The sequence below is a fragment of the Paenibacillus sp. FSL H8-0034 genome (genome assembly GCF_038000305.1).
Classification (GTDB): domain Bacteria; phylum Bacillota; class Bacilli; order Paenibacillales; family NBRC-103111; genus Paenibacillus_S.
The window spans coordinates 2,247,305-2,264,212 of sequence record NZ_JBBOBS010000001.1; the positions used below are offsets into that span (position 1 = coordinate 2,247,305).

14 protein-coding genes and 1 other annotated feature are annotated in these 16,908 nt (G+C 46.5%); of the genes, 11 read left to right on the forward strand and 3 right to left on the reverse strand.

Annotation, left to right across the window (positions count from 1 at the left end):
• Positions 1-62: 62 nt before the first annotated feature.
• Positions 63-725, reverse strand: a complete 663-nt coding sequence (locus NST47_RS10220) for a Crp/Fnr family transcriptional regulator (RefSeq protein ID WP_341155044.1) — start codon at positions 723-725, stop codon at positions 63-65.
• A gap of 111 nt (positions 726-836) precedes the next feature.
• On the opposite strand from NST47_RS10220, the gene hemL reads away from it, so the two are divergent.
• Positions 837-2,141 carry a glutamate-1-semialdehyde 2,1-aminomutase gene (hemL, locus tag NST47_RS10225; protein WP_341155045.1) on the forward strand — a complete coding sequence of 435 codons (1,305 nt, stop codon included), beginning with the start codon at positions 837-839 and terminating at the stop codon, positions 2,139-2,141.
• A 63-nt stretch (positions 2,142-2,204) separates the two neighbouring features.
• Here hemL and NST47_RS10230 read toward each other — a convergent pair whose 3' ends face one another.
• Complete coding sequence (locus NST47_RS10230) at positions 2,205-4,022, reverse strand: phosphodiester glycosidase family protein (RefSeq protein WP_341155046.1); 1,818 nt, start codon at positions 4,020-4,022, stop codon at positions 2,205-2,207.
• Between the two features lie 139 nt (positions 4,023-4,161).
• Here NST47_RS10230 and NST47_RS10235 point away from each other — a divergent pair, with 139 nt between their 5' ends.
• From NST47_RS10235 to NST47_RS10275, 9 genes are all read left to right on the forward strand, one after another.
• Entirely contained in the window at positions 4,162-4,287 is a 126-nt protein-coding gene (locus tag NST47_RS10235) for a hypothetical protein (RefSeq protein WP_341155047.1), read from the forward strand.
• A gap of 2 nt (positions 4,288-4,289) precedes the next feature.
• Positions 4,290-5,165, forward strand: coding sequence for an RluA family pseudouridine synthase (locus NST47_RS10240; protein ID WP_341155048.1), 876 nt, complete (start codon positions 4,290-4,292; stop codon positions 5,163-5,165).
• Between the two features lie 103 nt (positions 5,166-5,268).
• On the forward strand, positions 5,269-6,303 hold the full coding sequence (locus tag NST47_RS10245; RefSeq protein ID WP_341155049.1) for a LysM peptidoglycan-binding domain-containing protein: 1,035 nt from the start codon (positions 5,269-5,271) through the stop codon (positions 6,301-6,303).
• Between the two features lie 139 nt (positions 6,304-6,442).
• Positions 6,443-6,744: a binding site (T-box leader), on the forward strand.
• A 117-nt stretch (positions 6,745-6,861) separates the two neighbouring features.
• A complete protein-coding gene (locus NST47_RS10250) occupies positions 6,862-9,519 on the forward strand; it encodes a valine--tRNA ligase (RefSeq protein WP_341155050.1) in 2,658 nt (885 codons plus the stop codon).
• A 5-nt stretch (positions 9,520-9,524) separates the two neighbouring features.
• Complete coding sequence (locus NST47_RS10255) at positions 9,525-10,913, forward strand: bifunctional folylpolyglutamate synthase/dihydrofolate synthase (RefSeq protein WP_341155051.1); 1,389 nt, start codon at positions 9,525-9,527, stop codon at positions 10,911-10,913.
• 7 nt (positions 10,914-10,920) lie between these two features.
• The gene (gene murC / locus NST47_RS10260) at positions 10,921-12,306 is read left to right on the forward strand and encodes a UDP-N-acetylmuramate--L-alanine ligase (protein WP_341155052.1); all 1,386 of its coding nucleotides are present in this window, start codon (positions 10,921-10,923) and stop codon (positions 12,304-12,306) included.
• 165 nt (positions 12,307-12,471) lie between these two features.
• On the forward strand, positions 12,472-12,696 hold the full coding sequence (locus tag NST47_RS10265; protein WP_091163585.1) for a DUF1450 domain-containing protein: 225 nt from the start codon (positions 12,472-12,474) through the stop codon (positions 12,694-12,696).
• A 144-nt stretch (positions 12,697-12,840) separates the two neighbouring features.
• Positions 12,841-13,347 carry a ferritin gene (locus NST47_RS10270; RefSeq protein ID WP_341155053.1) on the forward strand — a complete coding sequence of 169 codons (507 nt, stop codon included), beginning with the start codon at positions 12,841-12,843 and terminating at the stop codon, positions 13,345-13,347.
• A 170-nt stretch (positions 13,348-13,517) separates the two neighbouring features.
• Positions 13,518-14,969, forward strand: coding sequence for an SPOR domain-containing protein (locus NST47_RS10275; RefSeq protein WP_341155054.1), 1,452 nt, complete (start codon positions 13,518-13,520; stop codon positions 14,967-14,969).
• Positions 14,970-15,045: 76 nt separating this feature from the next.
• Here the strand turns inward: NST47_RS10275 and NST47_RS10280 are convergent, their stop codons facing one another.
• The gene (locus NST47_RS10280) at positions 15,046-16,368 is read right to left on the reverse strand and encodes an N-acetylmuramoyl-L-alanine amidase (RefSeq protein WP_341159648.1); all 1,323 of its coding nucleotides are present in this window, start codon (positions 16,366-16,368) and stop codon (positions 15,046-15,048) included.
• A gap of 264 nt (positions 16,369-16,632) precedes the next feature.
• On the opposite strand from NST47_RS10280, the gene NST47_RS10285 reads away from it, so the two are divergent.
• Positions 16,633-16,875, forward strand: a complete 243-nt coding sequence (locus NST47_RS10285) for a DUF4321 domain-containing protein (protein ID WP_341155055.1) — start codon at positions 16,633-16,635, stop codon at positions 16,873-16,875.
• Positions 16,876-16,908 lie beyond the last annotated feature (33 nt).

Sequence of the window (16,908 nt, forward strand, 5' to 3'; positions counted from 1 at the left end):
GTTGAATCGGGCTTTTACTGAAATCAAAAAGCGATATGTATTGTGCATGAAGATCGTAAAGTCTAACCTCGTAGCTTGGCAAGATCAAGCTTCATCTCGTTGCCGAGAAAGGTCAATATTTGTCTTTCCTGAAAATCACGGATGACCTGCATCAAGATAGGCTTTTGCACACCGGCCATTTGGGAAACCTCATCGTAGTTAAGCATCATTTTGATTGTTACAATACTGCCTGAACGAATACCATTTTTGTTGGCAAGCTTTATGAGGCTTTTGATGACTCTTGACCTGGCGTCCAGGAAGGTAAGATCATGAACGTGCTGGTTCGTGTCGCGAAGGCGATTACACAGCTCCTGCATAATACAGAGTGAAATGTCGAAGTTGGATTTTAACATCTCCAAAAAGTTAGGCCCAGAAAGTGCGATCATCACGCTGTCTTCCAGAGTTTGGGCAGAAGCCGAACGTGGCTTGCCGTCAATCAATGAGAGTTCTCCAAAGCTGTCGCCTGTTTTGAACAGGGAGAGAATCTTTTCTTCACCGGATGTTGCTGCTGTATAAATTTTTACCGAGCCGCTGAAAACAATGTAGAATACAGAGCCAAGTTCTTTTTCATGAAATAAAACAGTATTGGCTTTGAATGATTTTTTGGAGCAAATATTGGAAATGATCATTAACTGGGAATTGTTGAGACTGGAAAATAAGGGTACCTTGCGCAAAAAGTCGATCATTGTTTCCCCCCGCTTCTTTTGCTGGAAAATAGTCCGAGTATAAATTCAGTTCGAATAATTATATATCGATTTTTCTTGATTTTCAAGACATTTTATCGTAAAGAAAGGGGCATGGCATTGAAACCAACCCAACGAGACGACTCACGTTCATCGAAGGCATTTGCAGAAGCCAAGCAGTATATTCCGGGAGGTGTTAATAGCCCGGTTCGCGCATTTAAATCAGTAGGCTTAACCCCATTGTTTATGGAACGGGGAGCGGGTTCGAGAGTATTCGATATTGACGGAAACGAGTTTATTGATTATATCGGCTCATGGGGACCGCTAATTGTTGGACATAGTCATCCGGAAGTCATAGAGGCGATCAAAAGCGCAGTTGAATTAGGGACTAGCTTTGGCGCGCCGACTGAGCTGGAAACGCGTATGGCCAAGCTGGTCATTGAAAGAATTCCTTCCATGGACATGGTAAGAATGGTCAACTCCGGTACTGAAGCAACCATGAGTGCTTTGCGATTAGCCAGAGGTTATACGAACCGTTCGAAGATTTTGAAATTTGAGGGCTGCTACCATGGTCATGCCGATGCGCTGCTGATTAAAGCGGGATCAGGCGTAGCTACTCTGGGATTGCCTGACAGTCCTGGCGTGCCGGAGAGCGTCGCAGTCAATACCATCACTGTGCCCTACAACGATCTCGATTCGATCCGTGTTGCCTTTGAAAAATACGGAGAGGAAATCGCCGCTGTCATCGTAGAACCGATTGCAGGGAATATGGGCGTCGTGCCACCGCAACCGGGATTTTTACAGGGTCTTCGGGATATTACGACCAGTTATGGCAGTCTGCTTATATTCGATGAAGTTATGACGGGCTTTCGGGTCGGCTTGGGCAGTGCCCAGGGACTTTATGGAATCAAGCCGGACCTTACCTGTCTCGGTAAAGTCATTGGTGGCGGCTTACCGGTAGGCGCTTATGGCGGCAGACGCGATATTATGGAAATGATCGCGCCAAGCGGTCCTATTTATCAGGCTGGAACCTTATCCGGTAACCCGTTAGCTATGGCTGCTGGCTACACTACGCTTCGTTTGCTAGGCCAGCCTGGAGTTTATGAGGAGCTGGAACGCAAAGCGGCCCGATTAGAGGCCGGATTTATCACCAATGCAAAGGAATTTGGCATTGCCTGCACGATCAATCGTGTCGGTTCGATGATATGTCCTTTCTTTACGGATCAACAGGTAACGAATTATGAGACAGCCAAGACTTCGGATCTGCAGCGATTCAATCGTTACTTTGCCGCGTTGCTCGACAATGGGGTGAGTGTGGCACCTTCCCAGTATGAAGGGATGTTTGTATCAACTGCGCATTCTGACGAAGATATTGAGCAGACTATTGAGGCTCATCATACTATTATGAAACAGCTGTAACTAACCATACAACTTAAATAAAAAGGATCAACCCTCGTTGGATGCGAGCGTTGATCCTTTTTATCATTTAACGGGTACTGGAGTAGTTTTTTCTGTTGAACCTCCGGTTGTAGATCCTCCAGCAGGTGCTGCTGGTGAAGCAGGAGGTGTGGTTACAGTTGTGTTAGTCTTAGCTGCTGCATCTCCAGCTGCTGGCGTGTTCTTGGTAGATGCGTCACTCGATGATGCAGGTGTATTCTTGGAAGCATCATTTGTTGCAGGTGCATTCTTCGAAGCGTCATTTGTTGTCGGCGTATTTTTGGAAGCATCGCTTCCAGCAGCTGGGGTTGTATTGGGTACAGATGTGCTGCCCGTTCCTTGCCCCTGTTGATTAGATCCACCCGTCGTAGATGATGGGGGGTTAGCAGCCGGATTCGTCGTGCCTCCAGAAGCCCCTGCTCCTGTTGGAGTGGTCTCTCCTGGCTTAACTGGATCTGTTGTTACCGGATTACCATTACCACCTTGCTGAGTATTAGGATGCGTGGTCGTATCTTTTCCAGTATCCTTGGTACCATTAGTAGAAGGTGTTGTTTTGCTGTTGTCTGTGCCTTGTTGAGGCTTGGTCGCATCTGATTGTGTGTTAGTCTTTGTAGATTCATTGTTACCGGATGGCTTATTGGTTCCAGTATTTGTAGCAGGAGTTTTGGTCTGCTCCGTATCTGTTGTTTTGGCTGGCGTTGGTGTTGTCACAGGTGCCGGATTATTTTTGGCTTTTGCTTTAAGCTCAGCTTGCTCTCGCAAAAAGTCAGGGTGATCGAATGCACCGCCGGCATTAATTGAAGATAACCCATCCCAAACTCTGTTGGCTACCGCATCCTCAGGATGATCGTAGACGAGAAAAGCGGACGGTAATCGGCGTTCACCGTAACGGCTGGAAGGCTTGGTGATCAGCTCGCCGTTCACAACTAGCTCGGAAGAGGCGCCCCCATCCAGGAAGCCTGCGTTGACTACATCATCCGCAAGGAACAATTCCTGAATTTCTTTCAACGTCGCTCCAACACTTTGAGTCGAGCGGCCGTCAGCGACGATAAAAATGACGGTTCCATCCGCTTTTTGACCAACTCCGGTCCGCGGCGCACGGCTAATGTCATTGATGGGAAGCGGTTTTCCATTGGCAATAACCCGCGGATAAAAGGAAGCCGCTTCGGATATACCCATTTCTTGTAATTCAAACATATTATATTTACCGACGACGAGTGTACCTTCCTTGGTAAAGCCAACAATATGCTGTGCGACACTGCTATCCTGGTCCGTATAAATCACTTCTCCACCGGAGATAACAGCCCCAATAGCAGCAAAGCCATTACCTAAGCCCTCGGGATCGTCAAAACCTCCTGCATTGACTCCGGCTACAGCGCCAGTGCGTTTTACCATGGAAGAGATTTTTTCACCTTCACCTGGTTTCGCTGGGGTCATGAGACGAATCGATTTAGGATCATACACATACATCCGTTTGCCCTTCCAGAACGTTCCAGAGACGTCTTCTACTTTAATTAATTCATCGATGGTTCGATTCTTGCGAGTGACCGCAGAGGTAGGTTGAACTGTAACCATGTTAAACTGCTGCTTTTCCTCGGCATTTTCTTCGATAAACTGCCGCATTTTTTGAAGCATGCTGTCACGCTGCTCTGTTCCTACAAATATCCAAGCCCAATCACGATGCTGGGTAATAATGACGGTGTTAGCCATCCAGATGCGCATTTCCGTCCCGACCGGTGTCAAAAACATAAAACTGGAAACCATAAAGGTCAGTATCGTAAATCCCAATAGTGAGCGCTTAAACCAACTCCAATCACGAAGCTGCTGTCGGGTGGATTGGAGAAATTGTAGTGCATTACTCAATGTGTAGTCCTCTCCCAAGTTCAAAATAAAATCAATAAATACTATTCATTCTATCATATTATTTGGTTGTTTAATAGAAGTCCTCATGCGAATTTGCTACAATGAAATATAAAGTTTTGTGAATTGAGGCGATAATTGCGTGGATAAATACAGTCTGTACGGGATTACACTGGAAACCCTGGTTGTGATGTTTGGTTTTTTACTTGTCTTCGGAGTTCTTGTGGCTTACGGTGTTATTTATATGAAGAAGGTGCGGAAGCCGTGAAGATGTCTTGGAGCAAAAAGGGGGAATGGCTGGAGTTGATATTGCCAAAACCTCTTGAAGCAGAGCTCGAGATAGGGAATTATATCCGAATGCCCGTGCTTTTTTTGAAAAAACTGATCAAAAGCGGTGGTGTTTTGATAAAAGGCCCCCGCGTACGCCTCAGGCTGTTTCCGAATGAACCCCTACAGGATATGCCGATATGGGCTCCTTTAGACGTGTTATATGAGGACGATTTTTGTATGGTTGTCCACAAGCCGGCAGGTATGAGGGTTCATGGAGACGGATCAAGAAATGGCAGCGATCAGACGACCTTGGCTGATGCTGTAGCCTTTTACTATGAGAGCACAGGACAGCAGTGCAAGGTACGGCACATCCATCGCCTGGATGAGGATACGACAGGCCCTGTGCTGTATGCCAAGCATGAATGGGCCCAGCTGATTCTGGATGAAGACATGAGAAGTAAATCCATACAGCGCTTCTATGCTGCGATCGTTCAAGGACAATCAGCCCTTTTGTCTGGGACTATAGACGAGCCTATCGGTAAAGATCGGCATCATTCAGCGCGTAGGCGTATATCTGTGACAGGGGAGCGGGCGGTGACCCACTATGAGGTTGTGGAGCAGTTGAATCAGGCTATGCTTGTAAGACTTCGTCTGGAAACGGGAAGAACGCACCAAATTCGTGTTCATCTCAGCCACATCGGGCTTCCAATATGGGGTGATTCCTTATATGGCGGTCCTACTCATGGAATCAATCGACAGGCTCTGCATGGCGAAAGCTTATCATTTGAACATCCCCTGACTGGTGAGTTCATCCATGTTTCAGCACCCTGGACGGAGGATTTTCTAAGGCTGTATACGGTACTTCAAAAAATATAGTCATGCTTATCCCCCGAAAACCATATAAATCTAAAGACAACTGAAACTGATTAACCGATGGATACGGTTTGCAAGATTTAGTTTTCGGAGGGAGGACAAGATATTGGCTGAGCAGCAGAATGGATTGCGGTTCGATATTTATGAGCGGGTGCATTTGTCTGAGGGAGTTGCTGGCATTAAACAATTGGAGGATGTGGAGCTGGTTCCGCATATTCAGGTTGTGCCTCAAGGGGATCAGGCTCTTCTAAGAGGTAATCTGCTTCTATCCGGCACCTATGTAGATGAGCAGGATGCCGTGAATCGTACGTTGGAGCACCTGATTCCGGTAGAAATTACATTGCCGTTGAATCGGGTGCATCGTGTTGAGGATATCGCCGTTGAAATTGAGAACTTTGATGTTGATATTCTTTCAGCCCGAAGCCTCAATATTACCGGAGTATTATCTTTGAATGGGCTTGAGGAAGTCATTGTAGCTCCAAGTGCTGATGAGATCTGGAATCATAATCCGGAGGAGGTGCTTTTTGTACATGAGGCGCCTACACCTGCCAGATCCGACACATCTGGACCGATTTTAACTGAAGCTGCTTATACCCAGCCTATTCAAGAGCGTTCACCATCTTCAGCTTATAATGATCCACCGGATGATTTAAGTGGTTTGACAGATGGTGGAGACGAGGAAGAGGAGGAATGGTTGGAGGACGAAAGCGATGAGGCTCTCGATGCGTTTCAGCATCAGCAGGCCGATAGCTATGCAAGCTATGCGGCAGAGGACAAGATAGAGCCAAGAGTTGCTTTTAATGGGAAGACTACCGATGCTCCCCAACCTGTAAAGCCATTCGGTTTGACCTCTTTGCTGCAAAGTTCCTCGTCAGTCAAAGAGGAGCAAAGATTAGCTGAATCAGAGGCTGCACAGAGTGCTCCCGCTCCGGGTGACCGATTGGAATGGAAGAAGCTGCTGCTGAGCTCAACGAGTGAGAAGCAGGAATTCCGCCGCGTTCGGTTATGTATTGTACAGAAGGAAGAAACCTTGGAAATCATTGCGAAGCGCTATGAATTAAACCCACGTGAAATTGCACTGTTTAACCGATTAGCCGAGCATGAAGTTACCGTAGGACAAATCGTCTATATTCCCAAATAAACGAAAATGCCCGATCAAACCTTAATAGGGGTTTGAAACGGGCATTTTTGGCTATAATAAGGATAAAACCTTGGTTTATAGGCGGATATGTTATTGACTCCATCGGTAATGTTGTTTATCATAGATGTAATCATATGTTTCAATAACTTGGAAAGGGAATAGTAGGCAGCTAACCCATCAGAGAGCGGAATTGTTACGCTGAGAGGTTCCGTAGGATGTAACTTGCCGAAGTCGCCCTGGAGTTGCAGCATTCAAGGCAGGTCTGAGATTCAATATAGCCATCTCGTATGGTCATTGAATGCTTGGTTTGCGGATAGATGCTGCCGGTATCAGCCGTTATCTGTTGAAGTGCCGCATAGTGGGCAGTAATGTGTCAGCCCAATTCTTTTTCTTATGCGGAATAAAGGTGGTACCACGGAAGCAGATCCTTTCGTCCTTTGCGGCGAAGGGATTTTTTTGTTGCCTATGAAAGTGCAGTGGATGGGTAGAAGGTTAAACCCTGGCCCAGTCCAGCCTGCAGGTAATGGATGAATAGTATGGATAATGGAGGAACCCGCGATGGAAGAAATAAAAACAACGGAAATGCCGACGACCTACGATCCGAAGGAAGCGGAAAGGAAATGGTACGAGTACTGGCTGAAGGGCGAATACTTTAAAGCAGGGCAGCGCAAGGATGCAGAGGCGTATACGATCGTTATTCCTCCGCCGAATGTAACAGGCATGCTGCATATTGGGCATGCGCTGGATTGCACACTGCAGGATATTATGATTCGTACCAAGAGAATGCAAGGCTATGATGCACTCTGGCTGCCTGGATCTGACCATGCCGGAATAGCGACACAAACCAGAGTCGAGCAGAAGCTGCGTGAGGAAGGCATTACCCGCTACGATCTGGGCCGTGAAAAGTTTCTGGAAAAGGTGTGGGAGTGGAAGGAGCATTACGCGGATTCGATTCACCAGCAGTGGGCTAAGATGGGCTTTTCGCTGGATTATTCCCGTGAGCGGTTTACACTGGATGAAGGACTGTCTAAAGCGGTCCGTGAAGTGTTCGTCCGGTTGTACGAAAAGGGCCTTATTTATCGCGGCAACTATATTATTAACTGGGATCCGGCAGCACGGACCGCTTTATCGGATATTGAGGTTGAACACAAGGAAATCCAGGGACACCTGTACCATTTGAAATATACAGTCAAGGATAGCGATGAGTTTATTGTGGTTGCCACAACACGCCCGGAAACGATGCTGGGTGATTCTGCTGTTGCGGTGCATCCGGAGGACGATCGATATCAGCATTTGATTGGAAAGGTATTGGTACTGCCATTTGTTGGTCGGGAGATTCCGATTATTGGCGATGAATATGTGGATAAGGATTTTGGAAGCGGAGCTGTAAAAATTACGCCTGCTCATGATCCGAATGACTTTGAAGTAGGAAAGCGCCATGATTTGCCGCAAATATTGGTTATGGATATTACAGGTACAATGAACGATAAGGCTGGACCTTATGAAGGTTTGGACCGTTTCGAGTGCCGTAAGCAAATTGTTGCCGATATGAAGGAATCCGGGGTTTTGGTGAAAATTGAGGATCACGTGCATCAAGTCGGCCACAGTGAGCGCAGTGGAGCTATTGTTGAGCCCTACTTGTCCACCCAATGGTTTGTGAAAATGAAGCCGTTGGCGGAGCAGGCGATTGCTGCGCAAAACTTGAAAACTGGAGTTAATTTTGTTCCGGAACGCTTCGAAAAAAGTTATTTGCAATGGATCGAAAACGTTCGTGACTGGTGTATTTCCCGTCAGCTGTGGTGGGGGCATCGGATACCGGCCTGGTACAATGACGAAACAGGGGAAATGTTCGTATCGCACAGCGAAGCTGAGGCTTCCGTCCGTGCAGGCGGCGGCAAGATCCGTCAGGATGAGGATGTGCTGGATACCTGGTTCAGCTCTGCGCTATGGCCGTTCTCAACATTGGGCTGGCCCGATGAAACGGAAGATTTGAGCCGCTTTTATCCTACGAGCTTGCTGGTTACCGGCTATGATATCATTGGATTCTGGGTGTCCAGAATGATCTTTACCGCGCTTGAATTTACGGATCAAATTCCGTTCAAGGATGTGCTTATTCACGGCTTGGTCCGTGCTGAGGATGGCCAAAAAATGTCCAAATCCTTGGGCAACGGAGTAGACCCGCAGGAAGTAATCGAGAAGTATGGCGCTGATGCGATGCGCTTTATGCTCTCCACAGGCTCAACGGCGGGGCAGGATTTGCGTTTTCGTTGGGAGAAGGTTGAGCAGGCGCGTAACTTTGCCAATAAAATTTGGAATGCTTCGCGTTTTGTATTAATGAATTTGACTGGCTTCACGGTGAAGGACATTGATCTGAGCGGTCAATTAGGGACGGCTGATCGATGGATTCTCCACCGCTTGAACGAAACCGTACGTGATGTAACCCGATTGATTGACACCTACGAATTTGGTGAAACCGGGCGTCTGTTAACTAGTTTTATATGGGATGACTTGTGCGACTGGTACATTGAATTCAGTAAGCTGTCCTTATATGGAACTGATGCTGAAGCCAAGAAAAAGACGCAATCCGTGCTTGCCTATGTATTGGATCAGACACAGCGCTTGATTCATCCGTTTATGCCGTTCATTTCTGAGGAAATATGGCAGCATCTTCCGCATGAAGGAGAGACCATTACACTAGCTGCGTGGCCGGTTTACAATGCCGATTGGGAAGCCGTTGATGCGGTTCAGGAAATGAATTTGCTTATGGATGTGATTCGTACGGTTCGTAACATTCGAGCTGAGGTTAACGTGCCGATGAGCAAAAAAATCGAATTGCTGATCAAACCGGCTAACGGAGAAGCTTTGATTATCCTGCAGCGTAATGAGGAATATATTCGTCGGTTCAGCAACACCTCCTTGCTGGAAATTAGTCTGACCCTGGCGAATCCGGATAAAGCGATGACCGGAATCCTTACAGGAGCCGAGCTGTACTTGCCGCTTGCTGGATTAATCGATATTTCACAAGAACTTGTACGTTTGGAAAAAGAACTTCAATCCCTGCATGGCGAAGTGGAGCGGATCGAGAAAAAGCTTGGAAATGAAGGCTTTGTAGCGAAAGCTCCTGCTAAAGTAATTGATGAAGAGAAAGCAAAGCTGGCCGATTATGCAGATAAGCGGGATAAAGTGATTGCCCGTTTAGCAGAGCTAAGGGGATGACTTCGATGAGCAGTACGACGAATGATTCGCAGGTACAATCATCCAATGGTTTTCAGAGTGCGGAAGAAGCTATAGATTGGATCGTCAACTTGGTCAAGTTCGGTGTGAGACCCGGGCTCAAACGGATGGAAAAACTGATGGAGCTGCTTGAGCATCCGGAACGCCGCTTGAAATTCATTCACATTGCTGGCACAAATGGTAAAGGCTCGGTTTGTGCTTATCTCACAGAGGTTCTGAAGCAGAGCGGTTACGGAGTGGGTACCTTTACCTCTCCGTATATCGAGAAATATACAGACCGTATTCGCTATAACGGAGTCAACATCGCTGATGAGGATTTGCTGCTAGCCGTGAACAAGCTGAAGCCTTTGGTCGATCAGGTAGCTGCTTCCGATCTGGGGCAGCCAACTATGTTCGAAGTATCAACTGCTGTGGCGATTTATTATTATGCTCGAATATCTTGTCCGGATTATGTGGTTTGGGAAACCGGATTAGGGGGAAGACTGGATTCTACGAATATCGTAAAGTCTATATTGACGGTAATTACGAATGTTGGCCATGATCATATGGACATTTTGGGAGATTCCCTGGAGCTTGTGGCTGCTGAGAAGGCTGCGATTATCAAGGCAGGTGTTCCTGTAGTCAGCGCGGTCGATCAACCGGGTGTGATTGAGGTAGTTGAGCAGGAGGCCGCAGCCAAGAATTGCACGCTGTATTTAAGCGGACGGAAGTTTCGCTATGAAACTGTCTCAACCAAGGAAAACGAACAGATCTTCAACTTCGATGGGCCATTTCGCAAGATCGAACAGGTTGCGATTTCCATGAATGGCGTTCACCAGCTGCAAAATGCTTCATTAGCGCTGATGACCCTTGAACTGCTGCGCCAATACTACGCGCTGATCATCGAGGATGAAGTCCTGTTGCGCGCAATGAAGGAGACAAGCTGGGCAGGCCGCATGGAAATGGTGTCTACGGAGCCCCGTATTTTAATAGACGGAGCCCACAACCCTGAGGGTGGTGCCGTGTTGGCACAAGCGCTTCGCGACACCTACAGCTACAACAAATTGCATTTTGTGATGGGGATGCTGTCCACCAAGAATCATTCCGGTTATTTGCGGCATATACTACCAATGGTGAACACATTAATACTTACGGAACCGGTGTGGCATAAGAAGGAAGAGGCTGCTAAGCTGGCGGAGCTGGCTGCTTCACTTATTCAAGAAATGAGCCTTCCCGATATCGAAATCATTGTAGAGCCTGACTGGAAGGCAGCACTGGAGCTGGTGAAAAGCAAAACGGCAGAGAATGATCTGGCCGTTGTGTCCGGCACCTTATATTTAATAGGGGACGTCCGATCCTGGATCCTACATCAAACCGATTCTGAAAAAGGCTGGTGAGAGCTGCGTGAATACATCTGAGCACATCCATTTTATCGGTATTGGCGGATATGGCATGAGTGCTATTGCCAAGGTCATGCTTGAAATGGGCTACCGTATATCGGGGTCTGACCTTGCTTCCCAGGAGCTAACGGAAAAGCTCGTTGCCAAGGGAGCAACCGTGTTTATCGGGCATGAGGCAGAGAATGTCAAAGGAGCCGACGTTGTCGTCTATTCGACAGCCCTGTCTAAAGATAATGTGGAGATGGCGGCTGCTGAGGAATGGAATATTCCGATTCTGCATCGTTCGCAAATGCTTGCACGTCTGATGAACGCGAAGAAAGGGATTGCAGTCGCTGGTGCCCATGGCAAGACAACAACCTCCTCGATGATTGCGCTCGTGCTGGAGGAGTGCAAAATGGACCCTACCTTTATCATTGGCGGCGAAATCATGAACGTTGGCAGCAATGCCAAGGCCGGCAAGGGAGAATGGGTCGTTGCGGAGGCCGATGAAAGTGATGGTTCCTTTTTGCAATACAATCCATTGATAGCGCTCGTCAATAACATTGAAGCGGATCATCTGGAAAATTACAATGGTGATTTTGAGAACCTGAAAAAGGCGTATGCGCAGTTTTTGAGTCAGGTAAGCGACGAAGGCAAGGCTATCGTTTGTAAAGACGATATGTATCTTCAAGAGCTGATACCTGATATTAAAAGTGAAGTCATTACTTACGGTATTGAAACCGATGCCGATTATACAGCCCGCAACATCGTGCTTGGTGATCGCAAGGTAAGCTTTGAAGTCGAACATCAGGGCAGCAGTCTTGGATTCATCCAATTGTCTGTACCGGGCAAACATAATGTTTATAATGCAATGGCAACATTGATTACCTGCATGGAAGCAGGTTTGAGCTTTAGTCAAATTGCGGAAGCTATTACGGATTTTCGTGGTGCAAAGCGTCGTTTTCAAGTGCTTGGCGAGGTGAATGATATTCTGATCATTGATGATTATGCTCATCACCCTACGGAGATTGAAGCTACAATCAGCGCGGCCAAGGCAACCGGCAAAAGGATAATTGCTGTATTTCAACCCCAAAGATATACGCGTACGTACTTCTTGTTTGATCAATTCAGTCGTGCATTCTCTGAAGCGGATGAAGTCATCATCACCGATATATATTCACCTGCTGGCGAGCAGCAGATTGAAGGCATAACTTCCTCCAAGCTGGTTGAATTGATTCGACAGAACAGCAATCAGCATGTCCGCTATATTCCGAGTAAAGAGGAAGTACAGGCTTTTTTACTTGAGCACGTCAAGAGCGGTGATCTTGTACTTACGATGGGTGCCGGAGATATATGGAAGGCAGCGTCAGGATTGGCCCGTACACTGAATCAACAAGCAGAATCCAAATAAAATACAGCTTAAGAGAAACAAACCGAAGACGTCTTTAATAAGCGTCAAGGTTTGTTTTTTTAATTTGCTTGAATAAGCTGTAATAAATAAATTAACATTGACATTGATAATGATAACTATTATCATCAGATTCAAATGTATACTTGTGAGATAAAGGAGCAGGATATGAAAAAAATCAAATACTGCTGTAAAAACTTGAAGCTTGGTTCCAAAAAAGTATACAAATCCATTAAGGAACGATTTCCCGAAATCAAGCAAAAGAAGCAGGATTGTCTCGGGAACTGCAAGCTATGCTCCAAGCAATGCTTTGTTATGTTAGGTAAATCCAACGTTATTTATGCTTCAAGTCCTCGTAAATTGTATAAAGAGCTGAAGCAGGTCATAGGCTGAAATTTTACATACGAAAGGATAATTTAACGATGAGCTTGAGCCTATTGTGGATTCTTTCTCCTATTTTGTGTATAGTGGTTGTACTACTCCCACTTTACGTATGGGGTTTACAACAAAAATAATCCATGGAAGGTGCGTGCTCGTATGTTGAATGATTCCTTAAGTACAGCTCTGAACGATCAAATGAATTTCGAATTTTACTCCTCACATGTGTACCTGGCCATGGCTGCTTATTGTTCTGGTGAAAGCTTGGATGGGTTTGCCAACTTCTATATTGTGCAGGCTGAAGAAGAACGATTTCACGCAATGAAAATCTATAAGTTTTTAAATGACCGCGGCAGAAGAGCGGTTGTGATTGGTATGGATAATCCCAAAAATGATTATGTATCCATGCTGGACGTATTTGAGCGTGCTTACGAGCACGAACAGATCGTTACCAAGCGAATTTATGATTTGTCGGATATTGCAATGAATGAACGTGAGCATGCGACGATTCAGTTTTTGAAATGGTTTATTGATGAGCAGGTTGAAGAAGAAGCGATGTTTGATACGATCATTAATAAATTGAAGCGTATTGATAAGGACAGTAATGCATTTTTTATGATGGATACCGAGTTTGCAGGCCGGGTGTTTACGCCGCCTGCACCTTAAACAATAATATTGAATGGACACCAACAGGCAGCTGATTTCCGGACGATCGATTCGTTCAGGAGGCAGCTGCTTTTTTATGCCTTGCTATCGAAAGTCTAGTGTTATTGTTCTATTCATCTTCACTCTTTCATAGTCTAATAATACGAATTTGGACAAGGGAGCGAAGTATAATGAGCAAAGCCAAAATGACCTTTCGGTTTGATCAGGAATATAGAAACAACGTTGGCGTTCCTGAGAGGAAAGCGAAAGAGCAGCAGGTAATCCCGCTGCACCCGGAAGAATACAAGGTCACCCCCGTGGATACACAGACATTAAATCCATATCCGAATGATTTTGGGGGATGGGAAAGTTCATTTGAAATGGAAACTCAGCGAGTGGAGAGGCTGATCCGTGAGTCAGGTCATAGTACGCAGCAGGAGAAGGAGAACAGAAATGAGAATAGGTACGACCTTCGGCATAACCTTGGACGAGAACCCAGACATGAACCCAGACATGACTCAATAAAAGCTGCTAATGAACTAAATGTTGAACCCAAAATTGACGCTATTCGAGAAACGGGAGCTCCGAATCACAGAACATTGGAAAATGAGGAATTATTATTCTCGAATGATCCTATACGAGGCGAGCCTATAGATCCAATTCGTGATCATCGTTGGTATGTGCCGGAGGAGACATTTTATCGGAGGAGGAAAACGGCAGCCTCATGGTTTAAGGTTATAGCCTCGGTTGCCGGAGCTGTCGCTACGGGTGCAGCCTTCGGATTTCTTGTGCTATCGATGTTTTCCCAGGATTCTGGGACCAATAAAACAAACGTCACGGTGCCAACAGCTGCCAATGTCATGGCTAATGCCTCGGCACCAGCCAAATCAGCACCTACAGATCAAGCTGTCGCGGTGTCTGGAGCAGTGACTCCGTCCAATACAGCTGGCAAAGCTGCAGATCCTGCGGGTTCCATTGCCGCATCGGCATCGGTCAGCAGCGGGGCGTTGGCTGTTGTGAACGTGCCTGCAAAAACATTGACCTTCCTGCAAAGCGGTGTATTCTCGACATCACAAGGCGCAGCAGCTGCACAATCGGAGCTGAAGAAAAAAGGTCTTGCTGCGGTAAGCGATGTCGGTGAAAAATTTCCTGTTTATGTAGGCATGGCTTCCAATCGGGATGAGGCCTCACGGCTCGTCCAGCAATTTCAACAAAAAAATATTGATGTAATCATAAAGAGTGTGGATATGCCTGCGCTTTCGAAAATCAAATGGACAGGCAAGTCAACGGATAATGTGTCGGCCTTTATCACGCAAGGTGATAATCTCGTCCAGCAAATAGCTCCACTTACCGTTTCCCATTTAACTGAAGCTAAATTAACGGGAATGGATGCTTCACAGGTGCAATCCGTCAAAACTGCTCATCAAGCCTGGCTAGGGATGACTACGGGAGTGAATGAGGGGCTTTCCGAGGAAGGTAAGGCAGCCGTTCTTAAAATCAGCAGCGCAATGAATGCAGCTGTAGCCTCATTGGATGAGTATCGCAAAAGCCCAGCTGCTTCCACGCTATGGCAAACGCAAAATGCGATTTTGCAGGCTGCACTTGCACAAAAGGAATTCAGGCGAATAATCACGGCATCATAAAAGTGGGATGATGAAGTCCGTTGTGTTTCTTTACACCTGACATAAAACACGCTGAAAAAAACGCCGACCGGCTCAGCTATGGCTGCTGAGGGGTTGGCGTTTTTGATGTGCTTTGAACATAGCGATCAAGTAAGGAGGCTGCTTCGGCACGCGTCATGCCACGATTCGGCATAAATTGATCTGGCGCTATGCCATCGATCCAGCCGGCATGTTGTAAACTGTAGATCGATTTGGCTGCCCAATGATCAGCAGGTACGTCTGCAAACGACGCGGTACCTAACGGTCCAAGGGCGGCAGGCAGAGCAAGGCGCTGAAACGTAGCAGCAACTTCTGCACGAGTAATCGGTTGATCGGGACGTAAGGTAGCGTCATCGTAGCCGTTAAGAACATCTGCCACTACGGCTTTGTTCAAGGCGGCATTTGCCCAGTGACCGGCTATATCCATGAACAACGGCATCAGAGGTTTTACAGGTGTTACACAGCTTTCACCATTCTTATAAACCACACCAGAAACCGTATGGTTGTTACTGCCGTTTGTGCAAACGGAAGGGTTGGCTGAAGGCTTCTTGACCGTAGATAAATCGAACACCCGGTCCAGCAAGGTCATCCATTCCGCTCGGGTCAGCTCACGGTTTGGTTTATACAGTCGCCCCACGCCGTCAATAATTCCCTGACTTTTTAAGCGCAGTACAGCGTCCCGTGCCCAATGTACACGCATATCGGTGAACACCTCGCTCGGTGTATTCGGTGGCATATAAGCTTCAATGCCTTGCTCTATAGCCTGAGCCATAGTCGTTCTGACCTCATCACTGGCCAGTAATGCTGCATCCTGTCGATTCGAGAGAAAAGCAGTTTCTACGAGTATGCTTGGAATCGTACCCATACGAACTACATAAACAGCGCTCGCTACAAGGCCACGATTTTCTAATCCGGTAGCATCAACGAAATTGTTCAGAACTACCTTTGCAAACTCTCGGCTCTGCGGGGTGAGCTCCGCCATTTCCGGGCTTGCCGGATAGTCTTCCTGTGGATAATTATTATCGTGGTACAGTATCAAAGCACCGCGTGTTTTGGCATTTCCCGGCATGGCGTTGGCGTGGATCGAGACAAACAAATCAGCCTGCTGCGCGTTTGTAAAGTCAACACGTTCTTTAAGTGAAAGAAAAGTATCATCTTCTCTCGATATTGCGGTTTCATAGCCGCGCTCTGCCAGCATCTTTGTTAATTTGGCGGCAATGTCCAGATTAACATTTTTCTCCAGCAGTCCATTGACTCCGACAGCTCCTGAATCCGAGCCCCCATGACCCGGGTCGACAACAATCTTTATTGCCCATGACGAGGATGGAGCGGCTAACAGGCATACAAGGATAAAAATAATAAGGGTATAAGACCGACGCATCAAACAAGGTTCCTCCTTAAAGTTTTCGCCAGAAAACTGGCATCGTAAGCATAAACTTAAAGTTTTCGCCAGAAAACTGGCATCATAAGCATGGGTTAAAAGCTTTCGTCAGAGTGCTTTTAGCTCATCCAGGGTATGTTTTTTAGCAAGTAGGAAAGAGGCTGTATTTACAGGATAAAGGCTTGTGCTATAATACGGTGAGCGCAGTAGCGGCAGCAATTTGACAGCTTCATTTTTTAACATGTAAAGGAAGTGTAGCTATTTATGAAAAAGAATACATTTACTTTCATCTTGCTGCTCGTCATAGGATTAGTAGCGGGAAGCCTGGTGGGTCAGCTGCTGGTTTCTGTCCCTGCACTGGCTTTTCTTATAAAGTCGGTTGATCTTACCTGGCAGCCAAAAGCGGATTTGCTGGTGATCAAATATGATCTCCAATTTCAAATGAAGCTTAACTTGATCAGTTTGGTGGGGCTTGTTGCGGCTTTTTGGATTTTTCGCAGATTATAATGAACTTACTTAAACTTTAACCTATTCGAGACA

Coding starts and splice junctions, on each gene's coding strand:
- NST47_RS10240 (WP_341155048.1), top strand. CDS start 4,290: ATGTCTTGGAGCAAAAAGGGGGAATGGCTGGAGTTGATATTGCCAAAA.
- NST47_RS10285 (WP_341155055.1), top strand. CDS start 16,633: ATGAAAAAGAATACATTTACTTTCATCTTGCTGCTCGTCATAGGATTA.
- NST47_RS10280 (WP_341159648.1), bottom strand. CDS start 16,368: ATGCGTCGGTCTTATACCCTTATTATTTTTATCCTTGTATGCCTGTTA.
- NST47_RS10255 (WP_341155051.1), top strand. CDS start 9,525: ATGAGCAGTACGACGAATGATTCGCAGGTACAATCATCCAATGGTTTT.
- NST47_RS10220 (WP_341155044.1), bottom strand. CDS start 725: ATGATCGACTTTTTGCGCAAGGTACCCTTATTTTCCAGTCTCAACAAT.
- NST47_RS10270 (WP_341155053.1), top strand. CDS start 12,841: ATGTTGAATGATTCCTTAAGTACAGCTCTGAACGATCAAATGAATTTC.
- NST47_RS10265 (WP_091163585.1), top strand. CDS start 12,472: ATGAAAAAAATCAAATACTGCTGTAAAAACTTGAAGCTTGGTTCCAAA.
- NST47_RS10275 (WP_341155054.1), top strand. CDS start 13,518: ATGAGCAAAGCCAAAATGACCTTTCGGTTTGATCAGGAATATAGAAAC.
- hemL (WP_341155045.1), top strand. CDS start 837: ATGGCATTGAAACCAACCCAACGAGACGACTCACGTTCATCGAAGGCA.
- NST47_RS10250 (WP_341155050.1), top strand. CDS start 6,862: ATGGAAGAAATAAAAACAACGGAAATGCCGACGACCTACGATCCGAAG.